This is a genomic window from Treponema primitia, from assembly GCF_046533075.1.
GTDB classification, from domain to species: domain Bacteria; phylum Spirochaetota; class Spirochaetia; order Treponematales; family Breznakiellaceae; genus Termitinema; species Termitinema primitia_B.
On sequence record NZ_JAJQRB010000073.1, the window covers coordinates 1 to 14,518 of the forward strand.

Consider the following 14,518-nt stretch of genomic DNA (forward strand, 5'->3'; position numbering starts at 1 on the left):
AAAACAAAAAAAAACCACCCACTAAAAAATTTCCTTTTTAAAAAAAAAAAAAAAAAAGTTTTTTTTCCCCCCCCCCCCCCCCCCCCTACGGTTTAATCTGATCTTTTTTCCCCTGCTGATTATTCTGTCCGCCTTTCTTATCGGCTGTCCACCAGATGGCGGCGGTGATGAAAAGGATACTGTTGTTACGCCAACGGCAAATCCTCCCGCCGGGGCAGTTGCTTCAGGCGCCACAATCACCCTTTCTACCACCACGACGGGGGCAGCCATCTATTTTACTACCGATGGGACCCCTCCCACTGAAAATAGTACGTTATTATATTCGAATCCCATTCCCATAACGTCTGCCGTTACTATTAAGGCGATCGCTGTAAAGTCAGGCATGAATGCCAGCGGAATATTAACGGCGGCTTATACCATTACAGTTACAAATACTCAAAAATCTATTACCTTAACTGATTTCAATGATGAGTATACCGGTGAATGGACAATAATGCTTTTGTCCTCTCCTATTATACCGAATCCGAGCAGCGATATAGTGGCAGCGTATCAAGGCTTTCCCGCCGAAACCACCCTTTCCGGAAGCCTGTATCTCGTTACTGAAGAAGGCCCCGGTGACCCTTGGACCGGAACCGGGAATTATTATCTCTATTTAGCTCCGCGGCGGCCGGGAGAGCATCCTACCGTAAAACGGTATAGGAGTAAAAACACGGTAGCTATTAATGATACCATAACAACGTATTCCTTTACTGGACATTTTGATATTCTACCAAAGGTTATTGGAGAAAATCTTACTTTAACCGGAAAGGTATATGCCAGGTCCGGAGGAACTCTTACTCCGGTTACTACCGGCACAGTAAAAGTCTATTGGGGGGGTAATAAAGAAACCGATCCTGTTGCAACCGGTACAATTACTGGCTCAATGATCTCCATACCTATTGTAAGAGGTGATAATATACTTTCACTTGTAAAAGATGTTCCGCCGTATAATGCAGAGGGTATTACAATAACTCCAAATGATTTAAAGGGCGGTAACTTTGAATTATATCTTGAAAGCGGTGAACATTTGAATATTGAAGGAGATGGTGTAATAGCAGGTTCCGGGAATATGGGTGGATTTTACGTATATGTTGATAAAAATGCCACTATAAAAGGCACTTCTCAAAGCGGAGAAATTTCCAGAATATATGATATGACCTTAAATCAAGGTTGGAATTTTTGCTCCACGATTTTAACTGACGGCGTTTTAACAATAAAAGCGGCCGACTTTGACACAACCAATTATTGGTGGGCATACTAAAATAGCCCAAGGCGCCTGGGACTATCCCTCCCCGGCGTCTTGGGCTCTTCTTTTTTCCCGCAGCCTAATGGATAAGGCTGGGGTTTTCAACTAATATAGGTGTATGAAAAGCCCCGTTAGAGCAGGTATCCTCTTCTTTACTGTTTTTATCATCCTATCGGTGATCCTATGCATCCTGTTTTGGCCCTTTATTACCCGGCTGCGTTTCCCCGAATACCGGGATCAATTCGGCCTCTGGATAGAAAAGCAGGGCTTTAGGGGCGTGTTGATTTTGTTGGGTATTCAGATTCTGCAGATCCTTGTGGCGGTCATACCCGGGGGACCCATGGAAGTTCTGGCCGGCGCTGCCTATGGCGCCCTGGGTGGATTGGGTATATGCCTTCTGGGCAGCTTCGCCGCCTCAACTGCCATATTTCTTGCGGTAAGGAAATTCGGCGCTCCCCTGGTTATCCGTTTTTTTGGCCGGGAACTGACCGATAAATACACCTTCCTTGGGGATACCCGGAAACTTTCCCTGGTACTATTTCTGCTTTTTCTGATCCCCGGCCTCCCCAAGGATACCCTTACCTATATAGTTCCCCTGGGGAATATCAAACTATCTAGGTTCATCATCATTTCCAATTTTGCCCGTATCCCGGCGATACTCACTTCTACTATTTTAGGCGATTCCATGATCAGCGGTAATTGGTTAATGATATCCATATTTTTTCTAATCATTGCCGCCATGGGCATACTGGGACTGCTCTACGGGGAGAAAATGATCGGACGGTTCAGGCAGAAAAACTGATATTCTTACTCAGCTTTTTTTTCTTTACGCGCCTGCAGAGGAAGGGCTTCCAGGTAATTGTCCAGCAGTATCCGGTCCACATCGGGGAGGAAGATAAATTCCAGGGACATATCGGGGCTGGTACGGACCACCCGGCATATGGGGGTGATAAAATCTTCGCCGATACGGAGGGAACATTCGGCGAGCTCCATATTTTCTTCCAATGTATCCAGGTTCGCGGTGCTTTCGGGGAGGAAAGAGATACCCGTGGAGGAAATGGTTTTTACCTCACCGGGGATTAGGCCTTTGTTCACCGGGTTTACCACGCAAATTCCCATTTCCTTAGGATCATCAATGTGGTAGCGGTTGTTTCGGCGTTTTTCTTCCAGCTGCAAATACCGGCTTAGGAGCCTCTGGAGCTGATCCACCTCCGAAGGCTTGGTCAGGTCTTCGGAAACGATACCGCTGACCCCCATATAGAAGGCCTTGGATGCCTCTTCCATAGTAAAATTCGGCCCCTTAAGGATGATGATAGGGCATTCCGCCTTGGAATGGGCGTAACGAACGAATTGAACCAGCACTTTCCAGTGCCGTGGGAAGTCCTTTGCACTGATAATAATGGTAGAAGGCTCTATTTCTTCAATATTATCCATAGCCTTGAGGACATACTGATACCGGATTAGATCAAAACCCAGGGGTTTGATGTTTTGGGATATCAGATTTAGAATCTCATCTGAACCAAGGATAACCAGTAATTTCATTCGGTCCCCAAATTTAATACCGTATAATCGACGATGGTCCATACATCGTCCTTTTGGCGCAAATAATAGGTATAGCGCTTCCTTTCAATATAGTTCCCCGTCTTAAACTTTTCCAGTACCGAAACCGTGCCCTCTTCGGCGCTGTAGGTGGTGCGCTCGATCTGGAACTCCATGGGGATGGTGGCGATATCCCCATCGGTGACCTCCGACTCAAGCTCGCTCCGGTACCGGGCCAGCATACGCCGGCGACCCTCTTCGCTTTCCGCAAGCCACTGGCGCTGGCGGGGGGCATTCCGGATTAGCATGGTTTCCAAGTCCAGGTAGAGGAAGAATTTTTCCCACTGGCCCTTCTGCCGGGCGCTAAGGATATAGTTTACCACCTGATCCGGGGGTAATTTTTCCCGAACCAGGTTGGCGTTGGTTTCCACATCCAGCGCCAGGGGAACGCCTCCGGGGCCGGGCAGGGCGGGGGGCCTGATGTTGAGGCTGAGCCGGTTGGATTCCAGGGGGACGCCGTTTGAGTTCATCGCTACAGGGGTGTTGATGGTGTTACGATACAGTTCCGGGTACATCCGTACCTGGACTACATAGGAACCGCTCCGTGTTAAGCTGGCGTAATTCCGCAGATCCTCCACAAAGGAGAAGGATTCCCCGCTTTCCACAGAAATATCCCGAAAAAACACCTGCTGACTGGTGGAACGCCGCCGGATCAGGATATCCGCAGGATCCACCGTCAGGTTTGTCATTGTTCGTATATCGAAGTCGATGGAAAAGGCCCGATCGTCCGCCAGCCTGAACCGGTAGCTTGAGGGGCTCGAATTGGTGACAGTGATCTGTACAAGAATAGGATCGTCCTGGAGATAGTAAATCCGCTTGTCAAAATACCGGATGCTAAGCCCTATATCGGCAAAGGCGGATACGGAAACGAGACCCGCCAGGAGGAGGAGGGCAAGGAATATTCTTTTTCGATGTTTCACCGCAAAACTCCATTTACAGGATTCAAGAAAAACCCAGTACTATATTATAGTAATCGGCAAACGGGTGGGAAAACCTTAGTGATTAGGGTGCCAGTATTATTTACATAACAAACGTATAGTTAATTTTAAAAAAAAATTATAATTTTTTTCGAAAAACACCCCATTCTGCATTGAGAGATGAATTTTATTTTATAGAATCGCCCTATAAGGGACTAAAAATGGAAAACTACGAATCAGCCTTCAGCCAAATCTCAGAGCGTCAAGACACACCCGTACGCAGGGTTTCTCCAACTGCCGGTTCCGGAACTTTAAACCAGGATGAAATTGATCAATTATTGACCGCTATAAATCCCAAACTGAAAACAATGAAACGCAAGCCAAAAACTCGTTTTACACGGCATCAATCCAATGCTATTAGCTGCAAAGAAAATAAAATAATTTTGATACATTATACATTTTGCGGTACATTTGAGCTCGATTTAAATCGTGTTTATTCACAGCCTGTCAAAATGCAGGATTTTGTTATAGCAAAGCCTAATGGGTTATGGGTTTCGATGGAAGATGCCGGCGGCTGGGAAAAATGGTGTATAGATAATGACTTCCATCCTGAAAAACTGAAAAAACAATTTAAAATTGAATTAAAGGAAAGCACTAATATACTATCCATCAATAATGATAATGACTTTAATGAATTTGAAAGGCGATACCGTATAACGGCAAACAATGAGAAAGAAAGCGGATTCCAACCGATAAAATGGTCCATGGTAATTAAAGATTATCAAGGTATTATAATAACAAAATATTTTGAGGAAAGACGGTTGAGCAGTATGTGGTATAATGGTTGGGATTGTGTAGGCGGTTGTATTTGGGATTTAAGGGCGGTAAAGGAGATAAGAATAATAAATGATAAATTATAGATCAAATTATGGACATTCTGAAATTTTAAATCAGGAAGAAATTGATCAATTATTGAGCGCTATAAACGACGACGATACCGAAACAGAATCGACGTACAAAAAACAAACTCCGAAAAATCAAGACCTTATAGCCATTGAAACCGACAAATATAATTTTGTGACCATTGAAAACCTGGATGATCTTTCACAATATTTATCAGACAGAAAAACGCCTGAAGAAACCTATGGTCTATATACGCATGACATAACAACCCTTAAATTTTTTGATGATAAAAACGGGGAAAAAATACTTGCCGATATTGAACGAAAAAATGAGGATCAGGGAATGGGAAACAGAAAAATTCCTGGAACTAAAATTAAACTTATCAACTATTCCTATTGCCCAAAATGTAATGCCGTTTATAGTATGCAGGATTTAACAGGTTATTATGCTCATCCAAAGTCAGACCCGCAATTCAAAAATTTAGCTGAACAATACCGGCAGGATACAAGGGTTTGCTGCCATGAATGCGGGACCTATTTCTTACCGACTTTAATTATTTCCGATGGTACCCCCAAAAATGAAATCCAGCATCTCTGCAGGGTTCAGACAATCCAAGGTATTGAAGGGTTCTATAAAGAAGTATTTAAGAAAAATGTCCTTACAAGGAATAAAAAAAACTTTATTGAATATGGAGATACCAGGAATATCTGGAATGATATTCTTCTGGAAGAATTAACACCTAAACCAACATTGATTGGGAATTTAATACAGTATTCGCCTGCTAATTGTATTATCAATTTAGTTGACGGTACTAATGTGAAAAAGGGTGATTTGTTATATGGTGGATGGAGCGGCTCGGATTATAAGGACTATTGGAAATAAAGGAATAATTTAATATGAATGAATATTTTGAATTTGAAGATGGTACATTTTGGGCGGCACGTTCTCTTGGCAATCAACTTTTTATTGAACAAGGTGATATTAACAATTACCTGGACCCGGAACAGATGGTTTATGATACCGATAACAATCCTCGCTATCATTCTGTTTCAATCAAAACCTTCTCAAATGAGAAAGAAGTCGAATCTGAAGGATTGCAGGAAGCTAATGAAAAAGCTAAAATTGCCCTTTCGAAAGATACGCTCTTTTGGGATGAAGCATTGTTCAGAAATCCTCGGCTGCTTTTTTTTATGCCATCAGAGCTTAAGACATCAGAATTATGTATGAAACTTGTTAAACGCAATGGGTTAATTCTGCGATATATTGAAGATGAAAAAAAATCTGAATCGCTTTGTTTTTATGCAGTACGTGAAAATCCTCGTGCACTTGAATTTGTACCTGATCAAATCAAATGCAGTGGGGTACCTGGTATTAAATTATGTATGATGGCTGTAAAAAATTATGGTGAAACATTGCAATTTGTTCCGGAATCTGTAAAATCAGAAGGATCACAGGCAATTGAAATTTGTAAATTAGCGGTATTTTTCGATGGTTGTGCCCTGCGTTATGTCCCGGAAAAATTAAAAGATAAGGACTTATGCATAAATGCCGTTAGAAATAATATTTTTGCCATTAACTATGTACCTCAGAAACTTAAGACAAAACAATTGTGCAGGTTAGTATTCAAATCAAAAGAAAGAGATTGGCGTGGTTTTGATAAAGATATGCCTCCGCTTTTAAGTTCAATCCCTAAGGAATATATATCAAAAGAAATGTGCTTTGAAGCTGTTGATATCGATTTACCTTCTTTGAAGTATGTACCCAATAATTTTTTGGATGATAAAGTATTTATTAAAAAACTTTATAAAGTAGCTGTGGAAAGGAATGGATGTGAAGCGTTAAAGCATATACCCGCCAATTTTATAGATTCAGAATTATGTATTTTAGCAGTTAATTACCCTGTTGATATTGATATTAATTTGATTCCCGAACAGTTCAGAACCAGACAATTGTATCTTGATGCAATTAAAAATGATCAATGTGTTGATGTTATGAAACAAATTCCGGAGGAATTTAAAACTTTAGATTTTTATCATGATGCAGTTAAGCTTAATGGTAATGCATTACAACATGTTCCGTTAAAATATCAAAATGAAGAGATGTATTTTGATGCTGTACGAGAAACAGGATGTGCTATACAATTTGTACCCTTAGAATATCAAACTGCTAACCTTGCTCATGAGGCAATTAAACATGAGAAATATGGCATGGCATTTTCTTATATTAGGGATAATCTTAAAACAAAAAAAATGTGTTATGATGTCATAAAGAAAAAGGGGCTAATGATTCAAGATGTACCGAAAAAATATCTTACAAAGAGTTTTTACCTTCTTGCGGTAAAAAATCACTTTGGCGTTTTTAAATATTTACCACGTGAATTTAGGTCAGAAGAGTTTGCACTTGCTGTAGTAAGTAAATTCAGCATGGGATTGCAGGAAATTCCGGAAGAATTAAGAACAAAAAAAGTATGTCTTAAAGCAATAAAAAATTCGTCATATGACAAAAATGTACTTAAATATGTACCGGAAAAATACTTAACTCCAAGTTTCTGTTTGAAAACCGTTAATCAAAGCCCTGATAGTTTAAAATATATACCTGAACATTTCAAAAGCTTAGGACTGTGTTTTGCTGCTGTTCTTGGTGGAAAATGGGAAGGAAATGTTTTGAGTTATATCCCTAATGAGATAAAAACCAGAACATTCTGTATGTTGGCTATTAAAATAGACAGAAGCAATTTAAAAAACATTCCTGACGAGTATAAAACAAAAGATCTTTACTTGAATTTAGTTAAAAATGATGGTTTAGCATTAAAGTATGTACCCGGTAATTATATTAATAAGGAGATGTGTTTATCTGCTGTTAAACAAAATGGCTATGCATTAGCCGATGTTCCGGTTTCTTTTCAGGATGCAAAACTTTGTCTTGCTGCTGTACAAAACGATTTCAATGCTTTTGGATTTGTCAATAAAGCATATTTAACTCAAGAACTGTGTTTTGCGGCCATTCAAGATTGGACTGCCGGACTGGTTTTTAGACAAATTCCCGATGAATTTAAGAGTTATGAATTGTGCTTAAAGGCTCTACAAAAATGTTATTATATGGTGGGTATTTCACAAGAAATAACTGATTACCTCCGTGAGCATTATAATATGCCTAATTTGTTAATTGATATGGTACAAACTAATGCATTTGTTCTTGAAGTTTTAACGCCTGAAGATAAAACATATGATCTATGTCTTAAAGCGATACAACAAAATGGGAAAGTTTTAGAGTATGTAAATGAAGAGTTTATGGACTTTAATCTTTGTTATACCGCTGTCTCTGAAGAGGGTGAAGCGCTTCAATTTGTTCCCAAAAATTTAGTTAATAAAGAATTATGTCTTAGGGCACTGCAAAATAATCCTTATGCATTAAAGTGGATTCCTTCTCATTATTTAAATACCGAAATTATTATTGATGCAATTAAACGCGAAGGAACTAATATTCAATATATTAAAGAAGAACAAAGAACCATTGAATTATGTAAAATTGCATTAGAACAGAATCCATATGCATTAGAATTTATTCCAGAACAATTTAAATCAGATGGACCAGAAGATTTTGATTTATATTTCTCCGCAGTAAGCAGAGAAGGGTATACTTTAAATTATGTACCTAAGCAATTGCGAACTAGCGAATTATGTCTCATGGCAGTACAAAATTCATCAATTGCTTTAAAATTTATCCCTGCCAAGATGCGTACACCAAATATTTATGCAACAGCTTTTAAGTCAAACAAATTTGATTTTAATATTTTTAAAGATCTTACATTTTCCGTTAAACAATATGAAAAACTCTATATGGAATTATTATCAATCTATAAGGATGATTGGAAATAATGAAAATAATTAAACGGTGGGACTTTGAGAGCCATGATATTTTGTCCGATAAACAGCAGACTCTTTTTATAATGTTGCACGAAGTATTCATAAGAACATTTACATCAATCTTATCTTCAATGTTTACTGTTAAATCAATAGTAAGTGTAACAAAATGTCATCAATGTAAATTTGAGGAATTTCTTGGAGATAATAAGAGTTTTAATTTTTTATTAGAGGAGATATTTGATATCCAGGGTAAAGAATATAAGGTTTTCATTGATATTGACGCTGTATTTTGTTCCATGGTTTTGGATAAATTATTTGGCGGAAAAGCAAAGGTTATTAATAAAATTGATAAGATAACTGAAATTGAAGAAACAATGCTTATAAAAAAATTTGACGATATATTTCGACTGATATTTCAAAAAACAAAAAACAAAAGTATTATTATTAATTCATTTTTAGAAGCATCTTCTTCAAACGGAGGGTTAAATAATAATGGCGTTGTTATTACTATCAAGATAATAATAGATAATATAGAAACCGGTATTAAGGTCTTTTATCCTGAACATTTTATTAAAAGCATAATAGCAAAAAATTGAAATATTTATCAAAAAAGCACTGAGTGTACGGGAGGTATATTTATGGAACTGAGAAAACTAACAGAAGAAGAAAAACAAAAAGTAATCACGGTTGTTAAAGCCCTTCTTTTTGAAGAGCTTCCTGAAGAGCCTACTGAATATGATGTTTTAATGAAACAAAAAAGAGAAGAATATATACAAAGTTTGTTAAAGGATAATGAACCTTCACAAATTAATGATCTTTTAGAAATGTGTGAAAGATATTTAGATGATGCTAAAAATGAAACTATGGCTGGGTTTGGTTTGATTGTGGGGTATGATATGTGGCTAAACAAAAGCGCAGTTTGGCCTGTAAATCATAACCCTGAATGGGAAGAATGGAATAAATTGAAAAGCAAAAAGGTTATGCCGGGTAAGAAAATTTAACAGTGGCGCTTACGGCTATGCTTTTAGGAGAATACAATGATAGTAATAGAAAAGTATGCAAGAATATTTTTTCGTGAGAAGTTTGGCGTGGAACTTCCAAAAAAATTTCATGGAATTTTTTATAGGTTCAGCGAAGAGGAGGTGAAACTGGCAAAAGATATTTTAGATGGAATACCAGTAACAACTTCAAAAAATGAGCCAGAGATTTTATGAAATGCATACTTCTTCATCGCCTGAGGATGGGGTTCTCAGGCTTTCCCGAGATGGTCAGGGCGGTTTATCCTAACTTTATACTATCAACCAAGAAAGTCGTCGTCAAAATTCGCCCACTTACTGGGATTTCTAAAACCCAGTTCGAACGATTGGGCAATGTCAACCTTGGCTAAGTTATCATCACCTTTACGTTCGTATGCTTTACCGCGATAGTAATGAGCGGCACCTTTTTTGGGATTAAGTTTGATTGCCTGAGTATAGTCGGCTATGGCCGCATCGAAATTGTCCTTCTCAAAATATGTATCTGCACGCTTAAGATAATTATCGACATTATCAGGGTCCATGTCGATTATAACGGTGTAATCCGCTATGGCCGCATCAAAATTATTCGTTTTTAAATATATATTTGCACGCTTAAGATAATTATCGACATTATCAGGATTCATGTCGATTATAACGGTGTAATCCGCTATAGCCGAAGTATAATCCTCTTTCCAGGCAAATGCATCACCACGATTGTTATAAGCGTCAGAAAGAGAGTGATCAATGTGGAGCGCTTGGGTGAAATCCGCTATGGCCGAATTATAATTCCTACCATTAAGATATGCAGAACCGCGGCAGTTATAATAGGCAGCCTTGGGAGAAAGTTTGATTGCTTGGGTATAGTCCGTTATGGCTTTTGCTTGCTCTTTATTTTCATAATACGCAGTTGCGCGATCGTAATAGGCTTCAGCATTATCAGGATTAAGGGTAATTGCCTCCGTATGATCCGCTATGGCATGAGAGTAATTTTTATTAATGGTATATGCACGGCCGCGATAGCTATAGGACAAGACAAACTTGGGATCAAGTTCGATTGCGTGGGTGCAGTCCGCTATTACCTTGTCCATATCGCCCATTTTGTAGTATACAACCCCACGATGGGCATAGGCTTGATAAGATTTAGGATTAAGTCTGATTGCCTCGGTGAAATCGCTTATTGCCTGGTTATAATAGTTTCTCGTATCATCGTCAGCTTCCACGCTTAATTTATAACGTGCAATGCCACGTTTAAGAAATATTTCGACATCATTTGGATCAATTGCTATTACCTGAGTATAGCTCTCTATAGCTGATAAATAATCACCCGTACTGACGCACTCATCACCATGTGATAAAAGCTCTTCGGCAGTATACGGTCCTTCAACCTTCTCCATACTTTACCCCCTTGTTTTAGCTACCCGTTGTATCCTAGTCCAGTCTCATCAAAACCCCTGTCTGAAATCCGGTCACTGAACCCCACCCGTAAAAACCAGGCTTATCGTCCTTCTTCTTTTGCGGTGACCGAGACTTTTTCCGCTCACCGTGCTTTATGGCGGACTCTTCCGTTTTCCCGGAAGCGGTAGGCGATTCTTCATTATGCAGGTTCCCCAATTTCATGTCAATTTCCATGGTCACTCCTTTGTATCCAGTATTTCCACTTTCACTGTATCAAGGCAAATGGTTTTCTCAATGCGAAATATGCCATTTTCATCAAATTTCTACAAATGTTTAACAATAAATACTATACAAATAGTAAGTAGATAGCAAAAAAACTTCATTTTTTTTTCAAAAAACAGGCAAAATGGTTTTGTGAAATACATTCGGGTTGATACCATAAATTAGCAGGGAAAATGCTCTAGGGGGGACACTATGTGGTTTGACGATTTAATTCTGGCTCTGGATGACCGGGCGCTGCAAAGGGTCTTTCGGGAAGTGGACCTCTGGGGAACCGCCGTATCGGCTTTTACAAACACGGAACCTAAAACTGTTGAGAAGATTTGCCGGAATTTCTCCCCCCGGATCGCCAGGTTGTTTCGGCAAGTAATAACCAATAGGTACCGGGATAATCAGGGACTTGATGATCAGGTAAAGATAGAAAGCATTGTCAGGTATCTCTCGGAGACCGGTAAAATAATTGGCCCCAAAGGTAGTTTCCGTGAAGAATATCGGGCAGCTAAGGAAGCATCGCTTTTAGTACAGGAAAATAAAAGTAAGGAGAAGGATATGAAATTTGCCGACCTTATTGAGGCTGCGGTCAATGGCGACAAAACCCTTAAAGACACATGGAAATTTACCCTTAAGGATATACAGTTGGGCTTTGACGGTTTTAAGGACAGGCAAGGGGAGTTGGAACAGATTAAGGGCCTGAAAATACAGATGGAAGTAATCACCGGCGCCATTCTTCTGTTTGAGCTTGGCTGTTTGGAATCTCTGGATATTTATAGTTATGATGAGGAAAAACCGGTCCTCCCTGAATCAATCGGTAAATGTATAAATCTGAAAAGATTAAGTTTTCCCAATCACATCACCGAAATACCCGAATGGGTGCGTAATTTTACTAAACTTGAAAGTCTTGATTTTAATGGAAGTAGTATTACGGTTTTTCCTGAATGGCTGTGGGAACTTCGAAGTCTTAAAAAACTTACCATGGAAAACCTTTCCTTTGTACCCGATGGAATTGAAAAACTCACCGGGCTCAGAGAACTCGATGTATCCTCTGGGACTTTTACTTCCCTGCCGGAGGGGATAGGAAAACTCACTGCCCTTACGAAGCTTAGTATAAACAATTCAAATGTTTCGGTCTTGCCTGACAGCATTGGCAATCTCCGGGAACTAGTCGATTTTAGTTTATACAGAACAGAAATCAGGGCTCTGCCAGAAACTATCGGAAATCTTTCCAAGCTATCTTCACTTAATTTAAGGGATTTACATATACAATCCCTTCCAGAAAGTATAGGAAACCTTTCCAGCCTTACCTCTCTTGATTTGTCGGGCCTGTATATACATTCACTACCGAAAAGTATAGGAAATCTTTCTGGCCTGAATTATCTTTCCCTAAAAAATACAAAGATATCAGCCTTGCCTGACAGTATCGGTAATCTTACTAACCTTACTAATCTTAACTTAGAAGGTACAGAAATTGACAGTTTGCCGGAAAGCATTGGCAAACTTTCTTCTTTGGAGAGACTTTCTTTGAAATCTTCAAAAATTAAAAATTTGCCTAATAACATGGGGAACTTTGCTTCCCTTACTTTGCTTGATCTTAGCCATACAGATATAGAAGCCTTGCCCGAGGGGATTGCCGGCCTTTCCGCCCTTGAAATCCTCGATCTGGGACACACAAAAATTAAAAAGCTTCCCGAAGCCCTAGGGACCATGCCGACTCTTTATAAGCTCATTTTAACCAATACCGAAATTAGAGATTTACCCGATTCTGTTTTGTCAAATGATCATTTGTATATCCCTAACAATGAACTAGTGCCGGCCCATGGCTCCCTAAGCTACGATGATTTCATAGCTCTCGCTCATAGTGTTATCATGCTGGTAATGACCCTTTCAAAGAAGGCGAGGCGCGAGGGGCTTCTTGCTCTGGAAGAGGAAATTGAAGATATTCAGGATGAGTATTTTAAAACAGGCCTCCTCCTGGTGGTTGACGGCACTGATGCGGAAATAATTCGCCCTATTTTAACTAATTACCTTGAACGAGAGCACAATCATTACCGAAAGATCCTACGGCGTTTAGAACTGGAGGGCATACTCGGTATACAGGCGGGGGATAGTCCGACAATTCTGTCCATTACTCTTAATTCAATAGTCCGCCTGCCCGGTCGTGGGTTTACGGAGGCCTTCAAAAAATACCTGGATGGTGATATCGACGCATTCGATCACCTTCCTAATATGCGCTTCTATAAACGGCCCGAGCCCAGGGACCGGGAAGAAGTACGCTTTATTTGTCGAGCTATGGAATTTTCAGACAAGTCGAGGCGCGAGGGGCTTCTGGCTCTGGAAGAACTCCTGGACCGCAGAGCGATTGCAGATGGTGATCTATTTGAATACGGTATTGTTTTTGTTCTCGATGGTTTTAAACAAACATCTATCACAGAAATTCTTGACAACATGATAGAGCAGGAAACCGATCCGGTTAAACAGAACTTAAACCGCGCCAAGAAAGCAGCGGTACTCTCTATACAACAAGGAGATAGCCCCCGCTTTTTGTTCCTGACATTATATTCATTCTTTGACGAGGATATCCGGCAGATTGTAGAAAAAGAAATATTACCTGATTAGGAGTTATAAGTATTAGGTAATTTGTATTTGACACGGTATTAATGGTTGCATAATTATAAAAGGAGAGTATATGACAAATATTTTGAAACGCTTATATGAAGAATTAATTTTAAAAAAAGCAACTACAAATAGTCCTCTTGATCCAGATTCAGATGAAGCATTATATGGGATTGATGAGAGTGGATCGGAGCATGAATTTATTTGTGTAGAAAATTTTAGTTGGCAAAGAAGTAAAAGTAATTTATGTGTTAAAAAAAGGGTATTTAGTTTTTATTACGTACGATATGCATATAATGATCCTGATTTTACATATACTGGTATATCTCATTTGCCCAATAGAAATAAAGGCGTTGGTTGTATTCGTTTTGAACATGGAGAACCGGATATATTGTTATTAACTGAAGAAATATCCGTAGGTGGTACTACTAGAATTATTTCAGCTTTACAAATTGATGAATTTACAAGAGATGGCAGTATTTATGAAAGAAGAAAGATGGCAAGACAGAAAAGAAATGAAAGTATAGATGTAAGGAGATCAATAGTTTTAAAAAAAGAAACAAACTCTTTAATATAACTTATAATATAAAGAGGAACTTATAATTTTTTTAGTGTAAACGGTAATCATAGGGGGACTCTGTCTTCCCC

Annotated in this window: 14 protein-coding genes; 10 read left to right on the forward strand and 4 right to left on the reverse strand. The window is 39.2% G+C overall.

Annotated elements, in window-relative coordinates; all coding sequences use genetic code 11:
• The first annotated feature begins 139 nt into the window (after positions 1–139).
• A complete protein-coding gene (locus LQZ19_RS15310) occupies positions 140–1,300 on the forward strand; it encodes a chitobiase/beta-hexosaminidase C-terminal domain-containing protein (RefSeq protein WP_411048568.1) in 1,161 nt (386 codons plus the stop codon).
• A 103-nt stretch (positions 1,301–1,403) separates the two neighbouring features.
• Positions 1,404–2,087: a TVP38/TMEM64 family protein gene (locus LQZ19_RS15315; RefSeq protein ID WP_411048555.1), complete on the forward strand. Its 684-nt coding sequence runs from the start codon at positions 1,404–1,406 to the stop codon at positions 2,085–2,087.
• Between the two features lie 5 nt (positions 2,088–2,092).
• On the opposite strand, the gene LQZ19_RS15320 is transcribed toward LQZ19_RS15315, so the two are convergent.
• Both LQZ19_RS15320 and LQZ19_RS15325 read right to left on the reverse strand, forming a co-directional pair.
• Positions 2,093–2,827 (reverse strand): PilZ domain-containing protein, encoded by a 735-nt coding sequence (locus tag LQZ19_RS15320; protein ID WP_411048556.1) that lies wholly within the window; start codon positions 2,825–2,827, stop codon positions 2,093–2,095.
• On the reverse strand, positions 2,824–3,804 hold the full coding sequence (locus LQZ19_RS15325; RefSeq protein WP_411048557.1) for a hypothetical protein: 981 nt from the start codon (positions 3,802–3,804) through the stop codon (positions 2,824–2,826). The genes LQZ19_RS15320 and LQZ19_RS15325 overlap by 4 nt, the downstream gene beginning before the upstream one ends.
• A gap of 218 nt (positions 3,805–4,022) precedes the next feature.
• On the opposite strand from LQZ19_RS15325, the gene LQZ19_RS15330 reads away from it, so the two are divergent.
• Genes LQZ19_RS15330 through LQZ19_RS15355 form a run of 6 tightly spaced genes read left to right on the forward strand, consistent with a single transcriptional unit; the run spans position 4,023 to position 9,784 of the window.
• A complete protein-coding gene (locus LQZ19_RS15330; RefSeq protein ID WP_411048558.1) occupies positions 4,023–4,721 on the forward strand; it encodes a hypothetical protein in 699 nt (232 codons plus the stop codon).
• Positions 4,708–5,586, forward strand: coding sequence for a hypothetical protein (locus tag LQZ19_RS15335; protein WP_411048559.1), 879 nt, complete (start codon positions 4,708–4,710; stop codon positions 5,584–5,586). The genes LQZ19_RS15330 and LQZ19_RS15335 overlap by 14 nt, the downstream gene beginning before the upstream one ends.
• 14 nt (positions 5,587–5,600) lie before the next feature.
• Positions 5,601–8,582, forward strand: a complete 2,982-nt coding sequence (locus LQZ19_RS15340) for a DUF4116 domain-containing protein (RefSeq protein WP_411048560.1) — start codon at positions 5,601–5,603, stop codon at positions 8,580–8,582.
• The gene (locus tag LQZ19_RS15345; protein ID WP_411048561.1) at positions 8,582–9,166 is read left to right on the forward strand and encodes a hypothetical protein; all 585 of its coding nucleotides are present in this window, start codon (positions 8,582–8,584) and stop codon (positions 9,164–9,166) included. Before LQZ19_RS15340 ends, LQZ19_RS15345 begins: the two co-directional genes overlap by 1 nt.
• 42 nt (positions 9,167–9,208) lie before the next feature.
• Positions 9,209–9,571: a hypothetical protein gene (locus tag LQZ19_RS15350; RefSeq protein WP_411048562.1), complete on the forward strand. Its 363-nt coding sequence runs from the start codon at positions 9,209–9,211 to the stop codon at positions 9,569–9,571.
• A 36-nt stretch (positions 9,572–9,607) separates the two neighbouring features.
• Positions 9,608–9,784: a hypothetical protein gene (locus LQZ19_RS15355; RefSeq protein ID WP_411048563.1), complete on the forward strand. Its 177-nt coding sequence runs from the start codon at positions 9,608–9,610 to the stop codon at positions 9,782–9,784.
• Between the two features lie 83 nt (positions 9,785–9,867).
• Here LQZ19_RS15355 and LQZ19_RS15360 read toward each other — a convergent pair whose 3' ends face one another.
• Entirely contained in the window at positions 9,868–10,980 is a 1,113-nt protein-coding gene (locus tag LQZ19_RS15360; protein WP_411048564.1) for a tetratricopeptide repeat protein, read from the reverse strand.
• A 34-nt stretch (positions 10,981–11,014) separates the two neighbouring features.
• A complete protein-coding gene (locus tag LQZ19_RS15365; RefSeq protein ID WP_411048565.1) occupies positions 11,015–11,215 on the reverse strand; it encodes a hypothetical protein in 201 nt (66 codons plus the stop codon).
• 240 nt (positions 11,216–11,455) lie between these two features.
• On the opposite strand from LQZ19_RS15365, the gene LQZ19_RS15370 reads away from it, so the two are divergent.
• Both LQZ19_RS15370 and LQZ19_RS15375 read left to right on the forward strand, forming a co-directional pair.
• Complete coding sequence (locus LQZ19_RS15370) at positions 11,456–13,873, forward strand: leucine-rich repeat domain-containing protein (protein WP_411048566.1); 2,418 nt, start codon at positions 11,456–11,458, stop codon at positions 13,871–13,873.
• Between the two features lie 70 nt (positions 13,874–13,943).
• On the forward strand, positions 13,944–14,447 hold the full coding sequence (locus LQZ19_RS15375; RefSeq protein WP_411048567.1) for a hypothetical protein: 504 nt from the start codon (positions 13,944–13,946) through the stop codon (positions 14,445–14,447).
• Positions 14,448–14,518: the final 71 nt, after the last annotated feature.